The sequence below is a fragment of the Streptomyces muensis genome (assembly GCF_021474425.1).
GTDB classification, from domain to species: domain Bacteria; phylum Actinomycetota; class Actinomycetes; order Streptomycetales; family Streptomycetaceae; genus Streptomyces; species Streptomyces muensis.
Genome location: NZ_JAKEIP010000092.1, coordinates 1 through 18,607 on the forward strand (window position 1 = coordinate 1; position 18,607 = coordinate 18,607).

An 18,607-nucleotide genomic window follows, 5' to 3' on the forward strand; every position below is an offset into this window, starting at 1 on the left:
CTCCACCCACCGCAAGCCCCCACCCTCCCAGACATGATCGAGGACGGTCGCCGCGCTGGGAGTGCGGGCGGGCGGTTAATCTGACCTGCGGCAGCAAGCCAGCACAACACGACAGACGTGAGCAAAGGGGCGGACCGGTGGCGCACATCGACATCGAGGAAGCACGCAAGCAGTTCGAGCGCATCGATGCGGACGGTGACGGCACCATCACCGCCGCCGAGTTCAAGTCCGCCCTCGCGCAGGGCGGCGACTGGAACGTGACCGAGGCGGTCGCCGAGGCGATCATCAAGAGCCGCGACCTCAACGGCGACAAGCTGCTGTCGTTCGACGAGTTCTGGGCCTTCCTGAGCAAGTGACCCATGCGAAGGGGCGCCCGTCGGCCCGAGCGGCGGACGGGCGCCCCTTCGTCATGTCCGGCGCCGGACCGACACCGTCCAGCGGCCGCCGTGCCGCTCCAGGGCGAGCGGCAGGTCGAAGCACTTGCCCACCTGGTCGCCGGTGAGGACCTCGCCCACCAGGCCCTGGGCGAGCGCGCGGCCCTCGCGGAGCAGCAGGGCGTGCGTCGTGCCCGGCGGCAGCTCCTCCAGGTGATGGGTGACCAGGACCGTCGCCAGCCGCGGGTGCTCCCGGCGCAGCCCGTCGAGGGCCTCGATCAACAACTCCCGGCCCGGCAGGTCCAGGCCGGTGGCCGGCTCGTCCAGGAGCAGCAGCCGCGGCCGCGGCATGAGCGCCCGGGCGATCAGGGTGCGCGCCCGCTGCCCCTGCGAGAGCGTGGGCCAGCGCGCCTCACGGTGCTCGGCGAGACCGAGCGTCCGCATCAGCCGCTCGGCGCGCTCCTCCTGCCCGGGCGCCGGACGCCAGCGGGGGAGCGGCTCCACGGAGTTGGTCAGTCCCGTGAGCACGACCTGCCGCGCCCGCAGCGGCGAGCGGAGCGGATGGCGCGGGTCGACGTGACCGACGTACGCGCGCAGGTCCCGCAGGTCGACCCGGCCGAGCCGGCGACCCAGCACCTCCACGCCGCCCCGGGTCGGGTGCACGAGCGCCCCGAGCAGGCTGAGCAGCGTGGACTTGCCCGCGCCGTTCGCGCCGAGCAGCGCCCAGTGCTCCCCGGCCCGGACGGTGAGGGACACCTCCTGGAGGATCGGCCTCCCCTCCCGTACGACGTGGACGTGCTCGGCACGCAGGACCTCGGTCACCGCAGTGCCCGGTTCACCGCGGACAGCACCGCCTCGACCGACGCGGTGAGGGCGGACGCGGCGCGCGCGGCGCCCCAGACGGTCGTGTCGTTCGACCGGCACTCGGCGTAGGCGGTGCTCTCGCCGTCCGCCTTGTGCTCGGCGAAGTCCACGATGTCGACCTGGTGTCCGGCGCCGGCGAGCGCGTCGACGAAGGCGGACAGGGGGCCGGTGCCGGTGCCCTCGTGGTCGCCGACGCGGTCGCCGGACTGCAGGGTGCAGACGAAGCGGTGGACGCCGGGTGCCTCCTGGTGGATGGACCAGTCGTGCAGACGTACGTCGCCCTCGGCCATGTACGTCGCGGCGAACAGCTCGTACAGCTCCTTCGGCGTGGCCTCCCGGCCGCTGTCGTCCGTCGCCTCCTGCACGACCCGGGAGAAGTCGGGCCGCATCCGCTCCGGCAGGTCGATGCCGTGGTGCGTGCGCAGCAGATGCGCCACCCCGCCCTTGCCCGACTGCGAGTTGACGCGGATGACGGCCTCGTAGGACCGGCCGACGTCGGCCGGGTCGATCGGCAGATAGGGCACCTCCCACGGCAGCCGCTCGGCCGGCACCCCCGACTCGGCTGCCCTGCGCGCGTGCCGGGCGAGCCCCTTGCTGATCGCGTCCTGGTGGGTGCCCGAGAAGGCCGTGTACACGAGGTCGCCGCCGTACGGGTGGCGCGGATGCACGGGCAGCCGGTTGCAGTGCTCGACGGTGTCCCTGACGGCGTCGATGTCGCCGAAGTCGACCATGGGGTCGACCCCTTGGGCGTACAGGTTGAGCGCGAGCGTCACCAGGTCGACGTTGCCGGTGCGCTCCCCGTTGCCGAACAGACAGCCCTCCACCCGCTGCGCGCCGGCCAGCACGGCGAGTTCGGCGCAGGCGACGCCGGTGCCGCGGTCGTTGTGCGGGTGCACGGAGAGGATCACCGAGTCGCGTCGGGCGAGGTGGCGGTGCATGTACTCGATCTGGTCGGCGTACACGTTGGGGGTGGCGATCTCGACGGTCGCCGGCAGGTTGTGCGTGACGGGCCGGTCGGGGCTCGCGTCCCACAACCGGGTGAGCCCGTCGCACAGTTCCAGGACGAAGTCGGGTTCGGTGAGGTTGTAGGTCTCCGGGGAGAACTGGAAACGGACGTGCGAGTCCCGCGCGGCCTCCGCCCGCCGCGCCATCCGCTCGGCCGCCTCCCGCACCGTCCGCCACACCTCGCCGCGGTCCCGGCCGAGGACGACGTCCCGCCACACCGGAGAGGTCGCGATGTACAGGTGCACGACGGCCCGTGGCAGTCCGGCGATCGACTCGAAGGTCCGGTCGATCAGCTCCGGCCGGGCCGGGGTGAACACGACGGGCGTGACGTCGTCGGGTACGGCGTCCGTGGTCACCAGGTGCCGTACGAAGTCGAAGTCCGTACGGCTCGCCGACGGATAGCCGACCTCGATCTCCTTGAACCCGGTCCCGACCAGCAGATCGAAGAAACGGCGCTTGCGCGGGGTGTCCATCGGCTCGGCGAGCGCCTGATTGCCGTCCCGCAGGTCGACGGGGACCCAGAGGGGGGCCCGCTCGACACGGGCGGAGGGCCAGGTTCGCTCGGTGACGGGGACGTCGACCCGGTCCTGGAAGGGGCGGTAGCGGTGGTGGGGCATCGGGCTGGGGCGCTGGGGATTCCACGGAACGGGTGTGGTGGTGGGCGCGGTCGTGGCCCTGTGGCTCGCCGCGGTCGTGGCCGCGGGGCTGGTCGCGGGGGTGGTCATCGTCTGCTGTCGCCTTCGGCTGGGTCGGACGGTGACCGGCAGCACGGCGTCCCGCGGCGGGGTGCCGGTCGCGTCAGGCCCCGCCGCGGCAGCCGAGGAGAAGGAGACCGCGGAGCGTCATGGTCACTACGCTAGCCACTCCTCAGCTCCTCAGACAAGTAGAATTCTGCTGACTCCTCAGACAGATAGGTGCATGCCGTGCCGCTCGGTGCCGTCCGCCCCAGCCCGCTGGTCGAACAGGCCGCCGAGCGCCTGCGCGAGCAGATCACCGACGGCCACTGGCCCGTCGGCACGAAGCTCCCCGGCGAGACCACGCTGGCCAGGGAACTCGGCGTCGGCCGCTCCACCGTCCGCGAGGCACTGCGCGCACTGGCCGGAGCCGGCCTCGTCCAACCGCGCCAGGGCGCGGGCGTCTTCGTCATCGCCACCGAGCCCGCCGAGGACTGGCCCGCCCGACTGCGCCGGGCCGCGGTGTCCGATGTCTACGAGGTCCGCATGGCCGTCGAGGTCCAGGCGGCCCGCCTGGCCGCGCACCGCCGGACACCGGAGGACATCACGGCGCTGGAGGCCGCGCTGGAGGGCCGCCGGGCCGCGTCCGCGGGTGACGACGTGACCTTCGTCGACGCCGACATCGCCCTCCACGCCGCCGTGGTCGCCGCCGCCCACAACCCCGTACTCACCGACCTGTTCGGCGAGTTCATCCCCGTCCTGCGCGACGGCCTGATCGAACTCCTGACCCTCACCGCCCTGCGCACCCATGACCCGAACACCGCCGACGACGCCCACGCGGCGCTTGTGCGGGCGGTCGCGGAGGGGGATGCGGAGAGGGCGGCGGAGGTGGTGCGGAAGGAGTTGGAGGATCCGTTCGGCGGATAGCGGGTCCGTCTCCCAGGGCACCGCGGATGCCGAAGGCCGGGCGGCCGAATCGTCAGGCGTTCTCGGCCCACTCTCGCAGCGCGGCCTTGCTCGCGAAGTTCGCCACGTTCTTGTCCAGCGGGTTGTCGGTGTACTGGTGGAAGCGCCACTTCGCCTGGATGCGGGGCTTGCCCGCGGTCACGTAGTCGGCGATCCAGAGAGCGTCGCCGGCATAGGAGGTACTGTCCACATTGAGCCAATAGTTGCGGTTGCAGTACAAAATGACCGGGTTGTTCGGCCGCTTCTCCTTCACCTTCCGGATGAACAGATCCTTCTCCGCGTTGCTCGCATGCGTCCCCGAACTCGTCGTCTCCCAGTCGACGGCGAGGATGTCGCCCGCCCTCTCGGGGGCCTTGCTCACGAAGTAGTCCGCCTGGGCGGAGAGGTTGCCGGGCCAGAGGAAGTGATAGAAGCCGACGACCAGGCCGGCATCGCGGGCGCGTTTGGTCTGGGCGGCGAGTTTGGGGTTGATGTAGGAGCGGCCCTCGGTCGCCTTGATGAAGACGAAGGAGATGCCGTCGGTGTCGTAGGACGAGGACTGGTACGCGCTGACATCGATGCCACGGATCATGGGGGGACTCCCGAAGTGCTGGTGGGGGGAGAGGAGTTGGATTCGGATGGGGTGTATGCCCCACCGTGGCATGGCTGACGCGTACCTGACGGGCAATTGTCAACATTCGGTCGTGGGCCGCTGTGCGCGCGGCAACGGCCCGGCCCGCCCCCTATGCCGTCAGCACTCGATGATGTTGACCGCCAGCCCGCCCCGCGCCGTCTCCTTGTACTTCACCGACATGTCCGCCCCGGTGTCCTTCATGGTCTTGATGACCTTGTCCAGGGACACCTTGTGCGAGCCGTCACCCCGCATGGCCATCCGCGCCGCCGTGACGGCCTTGACCGCGGCCATGCCGTTGCGTTCGATGCACGGGATCTGGACGAGGCCGCCGACGGGGTCGCAGGTGAGGCCGAGGTTGTGCTCCATCCCGATCTCGGCGGCGTTCTCGACCTGCTCGGGGGAGCCGCCGAGCACCTCCGCGAGGGCGCCCGCGGCCATGGAGCAGGCGGAGCCGACCTCGCCCTGGCAGCCGACCTCGGCGCCGGAGATGGAGGCGTTCTCCTTGAAGAGCATGCCGATCGCGCCAGCGGCGAGCAGGAAGCGGACGACGCCGTCCTCGTCGGCGCCCGGCACGAAGTTGATGTAGTAGTGCAGGACCGCGGGGATGATGCCCGCGGCGCCGTTGGTCGGGGCCGTGACCACCCGGCCGCCCGCCGCGTTCTCCTCGTTCACGGCCATCGCGTACAGCGTGATCCACTCCATGGCGAGCGCCTTCGGGTCGCCCTCGGAGCGCAGCTTGCGGGCCGTGTTCGCGGCCCGGCGGCGGACCTTCAGGCCGCCCGGCAGGATGCCCTCGCGGGACATGCCGCGCGAGACGCACTCCCGCATGACCCGCCAGATCTCCAGCAGGCCCGCCCGGATCTCCTCCTCCGTGCGCCAGGCCCGCTCGTTCTCCAGCATCAGCGCGGAGATCGACAGGCCCGTCTCGTTCGTCAGGCGCAGCAGCTCGTCGCCCGTGCGGAAGGGGTACTTCAGGACCGTGTCGTCCAGCTTGATGCGGTCCTCGCCGACCGCGTCCTCGTCGACGACGAAGCCGCCGCCCACCGAGTAGTAGGTCTTCGACAGCAGCTCCGCCCCGGAGGCGTCGAAGGCCCGGACCGTCATGCCGTTGGCGTGGTAGGCGAGTGCCTTGCGGCGGTGCAGGACCAGGTCGTCGTCGAAGGAGAACGGGATCTCGCGCTCGCCGAGCAGCCGCAGCCGGCCCGCCTCCTTGATCGCCGTCACCCGCTCGTCCGCCGTCTCCACGTCCACCGTGCGCGGCGAGGCGCCCTCCAGGCCGAGCAGGACCGCCTTGGGGGTGCCGTGGCCGTGGCCGGTGGCGCCGAGGGAGCCGTACAGCTCGGCTCGTACGGCGGCCACGGAGTCCAGCAGGTCCTCGTTGCGCAGTCGGCGGGCGAACATGCGTGCCGCGCGCATCGGGCCGACCGTGTGGGAGCTGGACGGGCCGATGCCGATCGAGAACAGGTCGAAGACCGAGATGGCCACGGTGGGACTCCTCAATACGGGGTGGAACAGGGGCGTGGGGTGTCCCGCTCACCTACGAGTGTGCGGGACACCCCACAAAAAGGGACTACTTGTTCAGACCGGGGTACAGCGGGTGCTTGTCGGCCAGGGCCTTGACCCGGGCCTTGAGCGCGTCCACGTCGTACGACGGCTTCAGCGTCTCGGCGATGACGTCCGCGACCTCGGCGAAGTCCTCGGCCGTGAAGCCGCGGGTGGCCAGGGCGGGCGTGCCGATGCGCAGGCCAGAGGTCACCATCGGCGGGCGCGGGTCGTTCGGGACCGCGTTGCGGTTGACCGTGATGCCGACCTCGTGGAGCCGGTCCTCGGCCTGCTGCCCGTCCAGCTCGGAGGCGCGCAGGTCGACCAGGATCAGGTGCACGTCCGTACCACCGGAGAGCACGTTCACACCGGCCTCACGGGCGTCGGCGGCCGTCAGCCGCTCCGCCAGGATGCGGGCGCCCTCGACGGTGCGGCGCTGGCGCTCCTTGAACTCCTCGCTCGCGGCGACCTTGAACGAGACCGCCTTGGCCGCGATCACATGCTCCAGGGGGCCGCCCTGGAAGCCCGGGAAGACCGAGGAGTTCAGCTTCTTGGCGAAGTCCTTCTTCGCCAGGATGATGCCGCCGCGCGGGCCGCCCAGCGTCTTGTGGGTGGTGGAGGTGACCACGTCCGCGTACTCGACGGGGTTGGGGTGCAGCCCGGCCGCCACCAGACCCGCGAAGTGCGCCATGTCGACCCACAGGTACGCCCCGGCCTCGTCGGCGATCCGGCGGAACTCGGCGAAGTCCAGCTGCCGCGGGTACGCCGACCAGCCCGCGATGATCACCTTCGGCCGGTGCTCCTTGGCGAGCTTCTCGACCTCGGCCATGTCGACCAGGCCGGTGGCGGAGTCCACGTGGTAGGGGACCACCTTGAACTGCTTGCCGGAGAAGTTCAGCCGCATGCCGTGGGTGAGGTGGCCGCCGTGGGCCAGGTCCAGGCCGAGGATGGTGTCGCCGGGCTGGGCCAGCGCGAACAGGGCCGCCTGGTTGGCGGAGGCACCGGAGTGGGGCTGGACGTTGGCGTACTCCGCGCCGAACAGCTCCTTGACCCGGTCGATGGCGATCTGCTCGGCGACGTCGACGTGCTCGCAGCCGCCGTAGTAGCGGCGGCCCGGGTAGCCCTCGGCGTACTTGTTGGTGGCGACCGAGCCCTGGGCCTCCATGACCGCGACCGGGGCGAAGTTCTCGGAGGCGATCATCTCCAGGGTCGACTGCTGGCGCTCCAGCTCGGCGTCGAGCGCGGCGGCGATGGCCGGATCGAGCTCGTGCAGGGGCGTGTTCAGAAGCGACTTGTCAGACATAAGGGGTGTTACTCCTCAGCCGGCGGTGTGGGTGACGTACTCGTCGGCGGAGAGCAGGTCGGCCGGCTCCTCCGTGACGCGTACCTTGAACAGCCAGCCGCCCTCGAAGGGGGCGGAGTTCACCAGCGCCGGGTCGTTCACGACGTCCTCGTTGATCTCGGTGACCTCGCCGGTGACCGGGGAGTACAGGTCGGAGACGGACTTGGTCGACTCCAGCTCACCGCAGGTGTCACCCGCGGTCACCGTCGAGCCGACCTCGGGGAGCTGGGCGTAGACGACATCGCCGAGCGCGTTGGCCGCGAACTCGGTGATGCCGACCGTCGAGACGCCGTCCTCGGCGACCGACAGCCACTCGTGCTCCTTGCTGTAGCGCAGCTGCTGGGGGTTGCTCATGGCCTGAATTCTCCTGTACGCGCGGGAGTGGTGATGAATGGGGGACTGCTGGAAACGCTTGTGAGCAGCGCGAATGTGCGCAGGGTCACGCACAGGGCCGCTGTCTGGCTTACGGATGGACCAGTTGCCGTGCCGTATCTGGGCCAGTCTCTCCGTACGGCGTTACTTCTGCCGCTTGTAGAACGGCAGCGCCACGACCTCGTACGGCTCGTGGCTGCCCCGGATGTCCACGCCGACCCCGGCCGTGCCCGGCGCCGAGTGCGCGGCGTCGACGTACGCCATCGCGATCGGCCTGCCCAGGGTGGGGGAGGGCGCGCCGGAGGTGACCTCGCCGATGACCTCGCCGCCGGCGACGACCGGGTACCCGGCGCGCGGGACGCGGCGGCCCTCGGCGATCAGGCCGACGAGGACGCGCGGCGGGTTCTCCGAGGCGCGGGACGCCGCCGCGGCGAGCGCCTCACGTCCCACGAAGTCACCCTCCTTCTCGAACTTCACCACCCGGCCGAGCCCGGCGTCGAAGGGGGTGAGGGAGGTCGACAGCTCGTTGCCGTACAGCGGCATGCCCGCCTCGAGGCGCAGCGTGTCCCGGCAGGACAGGCCGCAGGGGACCAGGCCGACGCCCTCGCCCGCCTTGGTCAGCGCCTGCCACAGCTCGACGGCGTGCTCCGGCTTCACGAACAGCTCGAAGCCGTCCTCGCCGGTGTAGCCGGTGCGCGCGATGAGGGCGGGGACGCCGGCGACGGTGCCGGGCAGGCCGGCGTAGTACTTCAGGCCGTCGAGGTCGGCGTCGGTGAGCGACTTCAGGATGCCCGGGGACTCGGGGCCCTGGACGGCGATCAGGGCGTACGCGTCCCGGTCGTCACGGACCTCGGCGTCGAAGCCGGTCACACGCTCGGTCAGCGCGTCCAGCACGACCTGGGCGTTGGAGGCGTTGGCGACGACCATGTACTCGGTCTCGGCGAGCCGGTAGACGATCAGGTCGTCGAGGATGCCGCCGTCGGCCTGGCAGATCATGGTGTAGCGGGCGCGGCCGACGCCGACGGAGGCGATGTTGCCGACCAGGGCGTGGTTCAGGAAGGCGGCGGCCGCGGGGCCGGTGACGGTGATCTCGCCCATGTGGGAGAGGTCGAAGAGCCCGGCCTTCGTCCGTACGGCGTTGTGCTCGTCGCGCTCGGAGCCGTACCGCAGGGGCATGTCCCAGCCGGCGAAGTCGGTCATCGTCGCGCCGAGCGAGCGATGCAGGGCATCGAGCGCGGTACGACGGGGTTCAGTGCTGCTCATCGGACGTGTCTCCCAAGGCATGACGGGCGAGGTCGGTCCTCCCCATCTGTCATCGGAACCTGAGAGGTTCGCCCCGACCGCCACGGGGACGATCAACGGCTTGCACCTTGGGTGGGACCGCGTGTCCCGGGTAGGGACAGAGCGGCCCGCTTTTCAGATGTGCCTCGCCCGCGCGGTAACGGGGCCTGAGAGATTCAAGGGAGGGACTTGCTCCTTCGGCGCCCCGGCGATGGACTGCTGGGGACTCTCCCGCGCGGATTCAAACGGCCGGTATGCAGTTGGCGCGCACATCATTGCACGGCCACGGCCGTCAACGGCAGGCCGTGTCTGTAACCGGCTTGTGGCAGGAAGTGAACGAAAATGCGAGAGATCATCCATTACCTTCTCTTTACGCTCAGTGGGGATGGGGAATCCTGACCCCGGAGGAGGACGATGACGGTGAACCGCACTACGGCGTACGCCACGACCTCGGGCATGGCGCTGCCCAAGCAGCCCGCGGCCCCGGCGGCCGAAGTCCGCGGCGCGTGCCTCGCACCCGTGGTCCGTGATCTGCGCGAGCGCTCCGGCCACAGCCCGCGCGCCCTGCTCTTCGGCCCTGAGGACCTCGTCGTGATCACCGGCCTGCCCGGCAGCGGCAAGTCCACGCTGATGAAGCGTGCGGTGCGGGGCACCCGTATCGACTCCCAGGACGCCCGGGACCGCTGGGCCGCCCGCATGCCGCGCTTCCTGCCCTACGCCGTCTACCGCCCGCTGGTCCGCCTGGCGCACTACGCCGGACTGCGCCGCGCCGTGCGCTCCGGCGAGGGCGTCGTCGTGCACGACTGCGGTACGCAGGCCTGGGTGCGCGGCTGGCTGGCCCGCGAGGCCCGCCGCCGCGGCGGCAGCCTGCACCTGCTGCTGCTCGACGTCGCCCCGGACACGGCCCTGGAGGGCCAGCGCGAGCGCGGCCGAGGCGTCTCGCGGTACGCCTTCCTGCGCCACCGCCGAGCCGCCGCCCGCCTCCTGAACTCGGTGGAGGCCGGCGCCCTGCCCCACGGCTGCGGCTCCGCGGTACTGCTCGACCGGGAGGCGGCTGACGCCCTGCGGCGGATCGGGTTCACGGGCTGAGGGGGCGCGGGGCGCGGGGGCGCCCGCTGTCCTCGCCCCCGCCGCCCCAATATCCGCCGGGGCGGACACCGGATAGCCTTTTGAGCCACAGACGTGGTTCACAGCAGGCGGTCAGACAGATGGACTTCGCAGCGGATCTCCCCGCGGACTTCCCGGCAGGGGCACACCTCCACGCGCACGGCGGTTGGCCCGGCAACGAGCTGGAGGAGGTGCTCTCAGCATCCCTCGGCCTCCCCTCGGCCGGCGGCCGGATCATCGAGGTGCTGGGCCGCAGCTTCGTCTGGGTGCCGCTGCCCAACGGCGGCGGCCCCACCAGCGGCCCGCTGGACCTGCCGACCGTGGAGATGGCCGGCCAGGCCTACGTCCCGGTCTTCAGCTCCGAGGAACAGTTCCGCCAGGTCGTCGGCGCCCACATGTCGTACACCGTCGCCCCCGCCGTCGAGTTCGCCCGCGGTCTGCCCCCGCAGGTGGGCATGGCCGTCAACCCCGACGGCACGGTGGGCGTCCCGCTGCCCCCGGCCGCGGTGGCCGAGCTCTGCCGGGTGGGCCGCACCCCACTGGACGGCCTCACCTCCGGCGGCCGCGTCAAGCTCTACGAACCCGACTGGCAGGACGACCCGGTCGACTTCCTCGCGGCAGCCTCGGCCGAGTTCGCCGAGACCGGCGTGGTCACCACGGCCCGCCGCTGCCTCGCTGCGATCGAGACGGCCCACCCCGTGATGTTCGTCGGCGTGGAACTCGCCCACTGGGAAGGCGACCTGCGCGCGGCCCCCATGGACGCCCTCGCCCGAGCCCTCGGCCACACCCCGGCCCCCTGGCCGGTCAACCTGGTCCTCCTGGACGTGGCCCAGGACCCGGTGATCGAGTGGATGCGCCAGAAGGTCCGCCCCTTCTACACGCGGGCACTCTGAGAACCCAAGGGGCGCGGGGCTGTATCGATATGCGGCTCCGCCGCGGGGCGCGACCAGCCACGCACTACCCGCAGCCCGCAGACCACATCAGGTCCCGAGCTCTCAACGCTTAAGCTGGGCTCGAAACCCACGTTCCCCGAAAGGGCGGTAAAAGGTGAGCGCGAGCGGCACCGCGGCGACCGGCCAGGTCGAGCACATGCTGCGCCAGGTGACGCCGGGGCGTTACGACGCCTACGAGGCGCTCCTCCGCGCCCTCGCCACCCCGAACTCCGGCCAGATCTGGATGCTGCTGTGGCACGGCCAGGCCGGCTCCCCGGACGCCCAGTACGGAAACATGGAGGTCGAGGGCCACGGCTACGCCCCCTGCGTCACCTCGGCCCAGGAGCTGTCGGCCAGCGGCTGGAACCGCTCCTACGAGGTCGTCGACGGCATCGACGTGGCCCGCACCCTCTACCCGGACCACTTCGGCCTCTGGCTGAACCCGCACGCCCCGGGCGGCGGCGTCGGCATCCCCTGGCTCGACCTGCGCCGTATCGCCACGGGCCTGGACCGTCAGCCGGCCGGCCCGCTCCGGCTGTCCGAACCCGGCATCGAGATCCCGCAGTTCTACGCCCTGCTCGCGCAGAACGCCCACCGCACCCCCGCCGTCCGCTCCCTGCGCCGCGCCTGGGTGCAGCCGGCCCTCGGCGCGCCGTATCTCGCGATCGGGCTCGACGTGTACGACACCAGCCCGCCCGCGGTGGACTCGGTGCGCTCGATGATGCTCCAGTCGATCGGCGCGGTCCCGGACGGCCTGCCCGTCTCGACCGTGGCGATGTCCGACGAGGACGACCCGGTCGCGATGTGGATGCGGGCGACCGCCCGCCCGTTCTACGACCGCGAGGCGCACGCCGCCGCCCCGGCGCAGGCCCCGGCGGCCGGCTACGGCTACCCACCGCCACAGGGCCGTTACTGATCATTCATGGGCTAACCTACCGAGCGGTCGGCGACCCGGCTGTCGTAGGCGCAAAGGGCCCCCGGCTTCGGTTTCCCAGGTGAATCTCCGCGCGTAGATGCGAACGGAAGGTCCCGGTCCGCCCTCATACGCCCCAACTGGCGTGCGTCCGGCCGTCGTTACCCGCTGTTCGGATAACGGAACCCCGCAGACAGCATCACGGTTGCGCATACTTTCCTCGCCAGCTCTGGCAACAGATCGCCAAAGCGTTGAAGACTCCCGGTCAAGACACGGGGCGGCAGGCCCTGTGTGCGAGTTGGAGCAACCGCTACCGCGGCAGCCAGGGGGGCCGACAACCGTCGGCCGAGAGGGGTCAGACTCACCGTGACGGCACCGATCGAGACCACCGGATCGCAGGCCGACGCCCAGCCGGAGGCCGTGCTGAAGGGGGTCGGGGCCAAGAAGATCGAGGGCCGGTCACTCGGGCAGATCGCCTGGTCCCGCTTCAAGCGGGACAAAGTAGCGGTCGTCGGCGGCATCGTTGTCGTGCTGCTCATCCTCGTGGCGGCGCTGTCCCGTCCGCTCCAGGCGCTGCTGGGTCTCGACCCCAACGCCTTCCACCAGGACCTGATCGACCCCAACACCTCGCTGCCCAAAGGTGACTTCGGCGGGATGAGCTGGGACCACCCGCTGGGCGTCGAGCCCAAGTTCGGCCGGGACATCCTCGCGCGCATCCTGGAGGGTTCCTGGGTCTCCCTGGTCGTCGCCTTCGGCGCGACGCTGCTGTCCGTCGTCATCGGCACCGTGATGGGCCTGGTCGCCGGGTACTACGGCGGCCGGGTCGACACGGTCGTCAGCCGGCTGATGGACACCTTCCTGGCGTTCCCGCTGCTGCTGTTCGCCATCGCCATCTCCGCGACGCTCCAGGGCGGTGCCTTCGGCCTCGAAGGGCTGCCGCTGCACATCTCCGTACTGATCTTCGTCATCGGCTTCTTCAACTGGCCCTACATGGGGCGCATCGTGCGCGGCCAGACCCTGGCCCTGCGCGAGCGGGAGTTCGTCGACGCCTCCCGGGGGATGGGGGCCGGCGGCCCGTACATCCTCTTCAAGGAACTGCTGCCCAACCTCGTCGCGCCGATCATCGTCTACTCGACGCTGCTCATCCCGACGAACATCCTCTTCGAAGCCTCGCTGAGCTTCCTCGGCGTGGGCATCCAGCCGCCCCAGGCGTCCTGGGGCGGAATGCTCAACGAGGCCGTCGACTTCTTCGAGGTCGACCCGCAGTACATGATCGTCCCCGGCCTGGCGATCTTCATCACGGTGCTGGCCTTCAACCTCCTCGGTGACGGCCTCAGGGACGCACTCGACCCCCGCAGCCGCTGACGTCCGCGGTCGCGACACCCGCGACCCGACGTCCCACCCAAGTGTCCACCTACGAAGGGGAAACCGACCATCATGCGAAGGTCAGCAATGGCCGCGATTGCGGTCGCCAGTAGCGCCGGCCTGCTTCTCGCGGGCTGCAGCAAGGCCGACGACGGCGCCGACACGCCCAAGGGCGCCGGCGCGAACGCCGCGACCAAGGGAGTGGTGAACGCCTCCACCCACAAGGGCGGAACGGTCACCTACGCCAGCTCCGACGCCCCCGAGTCGCTGGACCCGGGCAACATGTACTACGCCTACGGCTACAACTTCAGCCGCCTCTACGCGCGTCCCCTGATGACCTTCAAGCCGGCCCCGGGCGAGGCGGGCAACGAACTCGTCCCGGACCTCGCCGAGGGCGCGGGCACGCCCAGCGACGGCGGCAAGACCTGGACGTACAAGATCCGTCAGGGCGTCAAGTACGAGGACGGGTCCGCGGTCACCTCCAAGGACGTCAAGTACGCCGTGGAGCGCTCGAACTTCGCGCGTGACGTGCTCTCGCTCGGGCCCAACTACTTCCAGAACCTGCTGGACAACCCGGACGACTACAAGGGTCCGTACAAGGACAAGAGCGAAAAGGGCATCTCGTCCATCGAGACCCCGGACGACCACACCATCGTCTTCCACCTGAACAAGGCCTTCGCCGAGTTCGACTACCTCGTCAGCGCCCCGCAGACGGCCCCCGTGCCGCGGGCCAAGGACACGGGTGTCGACTACACCAAGAAGGTCGTCTCCTCCGGCTCGTACAAGTTCGAGAAGTACGACGAGGGCAAGCAGATCGTCCTGGTCCGCAACCCCGAGTGGGACGCCAAGACGGACCCGCTGCGCAAGCAGTACCCGGACAAGATCGTGGTGAACCTCAAGGTCAACAAGGCCACGATCGACAAGGACGTGATGTCCGGGGCCACGATGATCGACATCCAGGGAACGGGTGTCGACGCGCAGACCCAGGCGCAGATCCTGGGCAAGAAGGACGAGATGGCCAACACGGACAACGCGTTGGGCGGCCGTCTCATCTACGCGGCGATCAACACCAAGCTCGCTCCGTTCAACAACATCGAGTGCCGTAAGGCCGTCGAGTACGCCATCGACAAGACCGCCGTGCAGACCGCGATGGGCGGCCCGATCCGCGGTGACATCGCCACCACGGTCCTGCCGACCGACGTCTCGGGCTACGAAAAGGCCGACCAGTACGCCACCCCGGGCAGCAAGGGTGACGTCGCCAAGGCCAAGGAGCACCTGAAGGCCTGCGGCAAGGAGGGCGGCTTCAAGACCTCCATCTCGGCCCGCACCGACCGCCAGGGCGAGGTCGACGCGGCCACCGCGATCGTCGGCGCGCTGAAGAAGGTCGGCATCGACGCCGACATCAAGCAGTACCCGTCCGGCAAGTACTTCTCCGACTACGCGGGCGTGCCCAAGTTCAACGAGAAGAACAACATCGGCCTGATGATGATGCAGTGGGGCGCCGACTGGCCCACCGGCTACGGCTTCCTGCAGCAGATCGCGCACGGCAAGGCCATCAGCCAGTCGGGTAACACCAACCTTTCCGAGCTGGACAACCCCGAGATCAACAAGCTGCTGGACGAGGCGATCGGCAACACCGACGAGGCCGCCCGCACCAAGGCGTACACCGAGGTCGACCAGAAGATGATGGAGCAGGCCGCCATCGTGCCGCTGACCTACTTCAAGGTCCTGCTGTACCGCACGCCGCACGCCACCAACCTGGTGTCGACGTCCGCCTTCAGCGGTCAGTACGACTACCTCAACGTCGGCACCGCCGAGAAGTAGCCCCGGAAGGCAGGTGAAGGCATTGGCGCCCGCGGACCTCGTCATCCGCGGGCGCCGGCGCCGGTCCTCGTGATCTCGTACATCATCCGCCGGACGATCGCGGCACTGGTCCTGCTGCTCGTCGTCACCGCGGTCACCTTCGGCATCTTCTTCATCCTGCCGAAGCTCGCCGGGCAGACCGCCGACCAGCTGGCACAGCAGTACATCGGCAAGAACCCGACCCCCGAGGACATCGCGGCGGTCAAGGCGAACCTCGGTCTCGACCAGCCGGTCTACATCCAGTACTGGGACTTCATCAAGGGGATCGTCTCCGGCGCCACCTACGACCTCGGCCCCACCACGGTGCGCTGTGACGCACCCTGCTTCGGTTACTCCTTCAAGGACCACCTCGAGGTCTGGCCCCAGCTGACCGAACGGCTGCCGGTCACCCTCTCGCTGGCCGTCGGCGCCGCCGTGCTGTGGCTGGTCGGCGGGATCGCGGCCGGTGTCATCTCCGCACTCAAGCCGGGCTCGTTCTTCGACCGGTCCGCCATGGGCGTGGCCCTCGCGGGCGTCTCCCTGCCCATGTTCTTCACCGGGCAGCTGGCCCTGCTGTTGTTCAGCTATCAGCTGGAGATCTTCGGCAGAACGTACGTCCCCTTGACGGAGAACCCGTCCCAGTGGGCCAACACCCTGTTCCTGCCGTGGTGTTCGCTGGCCCTGCTCTACTCGGCCATCTACGCCCGGCTGACCCGCTCGGGCATGCTGGAGACCATGAGCGAGGACTTCATCCGCACCGCTCGCGCCAAGGGTCTGCGGGAGCGCAAGGTCGTCGTCCGGCACGGTCTGCGGGCCGCGCTGACCCCGCTGGTGACCGTCTTCGGCATGGACATCGGCCTGCTGCTCGGCGGCGCCGTCATCACCGAGACGGTGTTCTCGCTGCACGGCATCGGCGAGTACGCAGTCGAGGCGATCACCGCCAACGACCTGCCCCCGATCCTCGGGGTGACCCTGCTCGCGGCGTTCTTCGTCGTCTTCATGAACCTGGTGGTGGACCTGTTGTACGCCACGATCGACCCGCGGGTGAGGCTCTCGTGACCGACCTGTCCAAGACCGGGGCCGCCGTCGGCGAGCCCGTACGTGCCGGCGAGCCGCCCCAGGCGTTCCTCGAAGTGCGCGACCTCAAGGTGCACTTCCCGACCGACGACGGCCTGGTCAAGTCCGTGGACGGTCTCTCCTTCCAGCTGGAGAAGGGCAAGACCCTCGGCATCGTGGGCGAGTCCGGCTCCGGCAAGTCGGTGACCTCACTGGCCGTCATGGGCCTGCACCGCCTCGGCAACCGCGGCAAGAACGTGCAGATGTCCGGCGAGATCTGGCTCGACGGCAAGGAACTCGTCTCGGCGAGCCCCGACGAGGTGCGCCGGATGCGCGGCCGGCAGATGGCGATGATCTTCCAGGACCCGCTGTCCGCCATGCACCCGTACTACACGGTCGGCAACCAGATCGTGGAGGCGTACCGGGTCCACAACAAGGTCGACAAGAAGACCGCGCGCCGCCGCGCCGTCGAACTCCTCGACCGCGTCGGCATCCCGGAGCCGGACAAGCGCGTGGACATGTACCCGCACGAGTTCTCCGGCGGTATGCGCCAGCGCGCGATGATCGCCATGGCCCTGGTGAACAACCCCGAACTGCTGATCGCGGACGAGCCGACCACCGCGCTCGACGTGACCGTGCAGGCGCAGATCCTCGACCTGATCCGGGACCTGCAGAAGGAGTTCGGCTCCGCGGTCGTCATCATCACCCACGACCTCGGCGTGGTCGCCGAGATCGCCGACGACATCCTCGTGATGTACGGCGGACGCTGTGTGGAGCGCGGCCCGGTCGACAAGATCTTCGACGAGCCGTCGCACCCCTACACCTGGGGTCTGCTCGGCTCCATGCCGCGGATCGACCGCGCCCAGACCGACCGGCTCATCCCGGTCAAGGGCCAGCCGCCGAGCCTCATCAACGTCCCCTCGGGCTGCGCCTTCAACCCGCGCTGCCCCTATGCGGACGTCCCCAAGGGCGGGATCACCCGCACCGAGCGCCCCGAACTGCGCGAGGTCGGCAGCAGGCACTTCACCGCCTGCCACCTGTCGCAGGAGGACCGCACCCGGATCTGGACCGAAGAGATTGCGCCGAAGCTGTGAGCGAGACTGAGACCGGGGCCGCGGCGGCGGCCGTGAAAGCCGCGCCGGCCGACGACGAGAAACCGCTGCTCAAGGTCGAGGGCCTGGTCAAGCACTTCCCCATCAAGAAGGGCCTGCTCCAGCGGCAGGTCGGGGCGGTCAAGGCCGTGGACGGCATCGACTTCGAGGTGCGCCGGGGCGAGACCCTCGGCGTCGTCGGCGAGTCCGGCTGCGGCAAGTCGACCATGGGCCGGCTGATCACCCGGCTGCTGGAGCCGAGCGGCGGCAAGATCGAGTTCGACGGTACGGACATCACGCACCTCAACACCGGCGGCATGCGCCCGCTGCGCCGCGACGTGCAGATGATCTTCCAGGACCCGTACGGCTCGCTGAACCCCCGGCACACCATCGGCAGCATCGTCTCGGCGCCCTTCCGGCTCCAGGGCGTCGAGCCCGAGGGCGGCGTCAAGAAGGAGGTCCAGCGCCTCCTCGAACTGGTGGGCCTGAGCCCGGAGCACTACAACCGCTATCCGCACGAGTTCTCCGGCGGTCAGCGCCAGCGCATCGGCATCGCCCGCGCGCTGGCCCTCAAGCCCCGGATGGTCGTGGCCGACGAGCCGGTCTCCGCGCTGGACGTGTCGATCCAGGCGCAGGTCGTCAACCTGATGGACGACCTCCAGGACGAGCTCGGGCTGACGTACGTGATCATCGCGCACGACCTGTCCGTCGTACGGCATGTCTCGGACCGCATCGCGGTGATGTACCTCGGCAAGATCGTGGAGCTGGCCGACCGGGACTCGCTGTACGCCTCGCCGATGCACCCGTACACCAAGGCCCTGCTGTCGGCGGTGCCGATCCCGGACCCCAAGCGGCGTACGCAGAAGAGCGAGCGCATCCTGCTTCGCGGCGACGTGCCCTCGCCGATCGCCCCGCCGAGCGGCTGCCGTTTCCACACGCGCTGCTGGAAGGCGACCGAGGTCTGCCGCACGACCGAGCCCCCGCTGATCGAGCTGCGCCCCGGCCAGCGTGTGGCCTGTCACCACCCGGAGGACTTCGCGGACCAGCAGCCCCAGGACACGGTCCTGCTCTCCGCGGCCAAGGAGGCCGCGGAGCTGGTGGCGGACGAGGTGCTCGCGGAGTCGGCGCCGGAGCCGGCCTCGGAGCCAGAGCCAGAGCCGGAGACGGCGCCGGACTCGGAGTCCGAGCCGGAGTCGGAGCCCGAGTCGGCGCCCGCGAAGGACTCCCAGCGCGCTGCCGAGGAGTCCACCGAGAAGTAGCCCAGTACC

The 18,607-nt window shown here is 70.1% G+C and carries 17 protein-coding genes and 2 riboswitches; of the genes, 10 read left to right on the forward strand and 7 right to left on the reverse strand.

All coding sequences use genetic code 11. From position 1 onward, the window contains the following. Positions 1–137 precede the first annotated feature (137 nt). Positions 138–356 carry an EF-hand domain-containing protein gene (locus tag L0P92_RS21850; RefSeq protein ID WP_126395194.1) on the forward strand — a complete coding sequence of 73 codons (219 nt, stop codon included), beginning with the start codon at positions 138–140 and terminating at the stop codon, positions 354–356. 51 nt (positions 357–407) lie between these two features. On the opposite strand, the gene L0P92_RS21855 is transcribed toward L0P92_RS21850, so the two are convergent. Further along, positions 408–1,196 carry an ABC transporter ATP-binding protein gene (locus L0P92_RS21855; RefSeq protein WP_234764503.1) on the reverse strand — a complete coding sequence of 263 codons (789 nt, stop codon included), beginning with the start codon at positions 1,194–1,196 and terminating at the stop codon, positions 408–410. After that, positions 1,193–2,968, reverse strand: a complete 1,776-nt coding sequence (leuA, locus tag L0P92_RS21860; protein ID WP_372497299.1) for a 2-isopropylmalate synthase — start codon at positions 2,966–2,968, stop codon at positions 1,193–1,195. The genes L0P92_RS21855 and leuA overlap by 4 nt, the downstream gene beginning before the upstream one ends. A gap of 198 nt (positions 2,969–3,166) precedes the next feature. Between leuA and L0P92_RS21865 the strand changes: the two genes are divergently transcribed. Next, entirely contained in the window at positions 3,167–3,844 is a 678-nt protein-coding gene (locus L0P92_RS21865; protein ID WP_234764504.1) for a FadR/GntR family transcriptional regulator, read from the forward strand. Positions 3,845–3,896: 52 nt separating this feature from the next. Here L0P92_RS21865 and L0P92_RS21870 read toward each other — a convergent pair whose 3' ends face one another. The 5 genes from L0P92_RS21870 to gcvT form a co-directional block, all read right to left on the reverse strand. Continuing rightward, positions 3,897–4,454, reverse strand: coding sequence for a glycoside hydrolase family 25 protein (locus L0P92_RS21870; RefSeq protein WP_234764505.1), 558 nt, complete (start codon positions 4,452–4,454; stop codon positions 3,897–3,899). A gap of 159 nt (positions 4,455–4,613) precedes the next feature. After that, positions 4,614–5,981, reverse strand: a complete 1,368-nt coding sequence (locus L0P92_RS21875; RefSeq protein WP_234764506.1) for an L-serine ammonia-lyase — start codon at positions 5,979–5,981, stop codon at positions 4,614–4,616. An 85-nt stretch (positions 5,982–6,066) separates the two neighbouring features. Further along, complete coding sequence (gene glyA / locus L0P92_RS21880; protein WP_234764507.1) at positions 6,067–7,341, reverse strand: serine hydroxymethyltransferase; 1,275 nt, start codon at positions 7,339–7,341, stop codon at positions 6,067–6,069. Positions 7,342–7,356: 15 nt separating this feature from the next. Then, positions 7,357–7,734 carry a glycine cleavage system protein GcvH gene (gcvH, locus tag L0P92_RS21885; RefSeq protein WP_234764508.1) on the reverse strand — a complete coding sequence of 126 codons (378 nt, stop codon included), beginning with the start codon at positions 7,732–7,734 and terminating at the stop codon, positions 7,357–7,359. A 162-nt stretch (positions 7,735–7,896) separates the two neighbouring features. Next, a complete protein-coding gene (gcvT, locus tag L0P92_RS21890; RefSeq protein WP_234764509.1) occupies positions 7,897–9,015 on the reverse strand; it encodes a glycine cleavage system aminomethyltransferase GcvT in 1,119 nt (372 codons plus the stop codon). Between the two features lie 36 nt (positions 9,016–9,051). Continuing rightward, positions 9,052–9,178, reverse strand: a riboswitch (glycine riboswitch). Beyond that, positions 9,179–9,277, reverse strand: a riboswitch (glycine riboswitch). 170 nt (positions 9,278–9,447) lie between these two features. On the opposite strand from gcvT, the gene L0P92_RS21895 reads away from it, so the two are divergent. The 8 genes from L0P92_RS21895 to L0P92_RS21930 all read left to right on the forward strand — a co-directional run bounded on the left by L0P92_RS21895 (position 9,448) and on the right by L0P92_RS21930 (position 18,598). Continuing rightward, positions 9,448–10,122, forward strand: a complete 675-nt coding sequence (locus tag L0P92_RS21895; protein WP_234764510.1) for an AAA family ATPase — start codon at positions 9,448–9,450, stop codon at positions 10,120–10,122. A gap of 119 nt (positions 10,123–10,241) precedes the next feature. Further along, entirely contained in the window at positions 10,242–11,033 is a 792-nt protein-coding gene (locus L0P92_RS21900; RefSeq protein WP_234764511.1) for an enhanced serine sensitivity protein SseB, read from the forward strand. Positions 11,034–11,187: 154 nt separating this feature from the next. After that, positions 11,188–11,988 (forward strand): enhanced serine sensitivity protein SseB C-terminal domain-containing protein, encoded by an 801-nt coding sequence (locus L0P92_RS21905; protein WP_234764512.1) that lies wholly within the window; start codon positions 11,188–11,190, stop codon positions 11,986–11,988. Between the two features lie 363 nt (positions 11,989–12,351). Beyond that, entirely contained in the window at positions 12,352–13,350 is a 999-nt protein-coding gene (locus tag L0P92_RS21910; RefSeq protein ID WP_234764513.1) for an ABC transporter permease, read from the forward strand. A 72-nt stretch (positions 13,351–13,422) separates the two neighbouring features. Then, the gene (locus L0P92_RS21915) at positions 13,423–15,174 is read left to right on the forward strand and encodes an ABC transporter substrate-binding protein (protein ID WP_443733278.1); all 1,752 of its coding nucleotides are present in this window, start codon (positions 13,423–13,425) and stop codon (positions 15,172–15,174) included. A 69-nt stretch (positions 15,175–15,243) separates the two neighbouring features. Further along, positions 15,244–16,251: an ABC transporter permease gene (locus L0P92_RS21920; protein WP_234764515.1), complete on the forward strand. Its 1,008-nt coding sequence runs from the start codon at positions 15,244–15,246 to the stop codon at positions 16,249–16,251. Beyond that, positions 16,248–17,342, forward strand: a complete 1,095-nt coding sequence (locus L0P92_RS21925) for an ABC transporter ATP-binding protein (protein WP_234764516.1) — start codon at positions 16,248–16,250, stop codon at positions 17,340–17,342. Before L0P92_RS21920 ends, L0P92_RS21925 begins: the two co-directional genes overlap by 4 nt. Continuing rightward, positions 17,339–18,598 (forward strand): ABC transporter ATP-binding protein, encoded by a 1,260-nt coding sequence (locus L0P92_RS21930; protein WP_234764517.1) that lies wholly within the window; start codon positions 17,339–17,341, stop codon positions 18,596–18,598. Before L0P92_RS21925 ends, L0P92_RS21930 begins: the two co-directional genes overlap by 4 nt. The last annotated feature ends 9 nt before the right edge of the window (positions 18,599–18,607 follow it).

Bases quoted from the DNA above. Each gene is read 5' to 3' on its own strand.
- leuA (WP_372497299.1), bottom strand. From the start codon at position 2,968: ATGACCACCCCCGCGACCAGCCCCGCGGCCACGACCGCGGCGAGCCAC.
- L0P92_RS21870 (WP_234764505.1), bottom strand. From the start codon at position 4,454: ATGATCCGTGGCATCGATGTCAGCGCGTACCAGTCCTCGTCCTACGAC.
- glyA (WP_234764507.1), bottom strand. From the start codon at position 7,341: ATGTCTGACAAGTCGCTTCTGAACACGCCCCTGCACGAGCTCGATCCG.
- gcvH (WP_234764508.1), bottom strand. From the start codon at position 7,734: ATGAGCAACCCCCAGCAGCTGCGCTACAGCAAGGAGCACGAGTGGCTG.
- gcvT (WP_234764509.1), bottom strand. From the start codon at position 9,015: ATGAGCAGCACTGAACCCCGTCGTACCGCGCTCGATGCCCTGCATCGC.
- L0P92_RS21895 (WP_234764510.1), top strand. From the start codon at position 9,448: ATGACGGTGAACCGCACTACGGCGTACGCCACGACCTCGGGCATGGCG.
- L0P92_RS21900 (WP_234764511.1), top strand. From the start codon at position 10,242: ATGGACTTCGCAGCGGATCTCCCCGCGGACTTCCCGGCAGGGGCACAC.
- L0P92_RS21915 (WP_443733278.1), top strand. From the start codon at position 13,423: ATGCGAAGGTCAGCAATGGCCGCGATTGCGGTCGCCAGTAGCGCCGGC.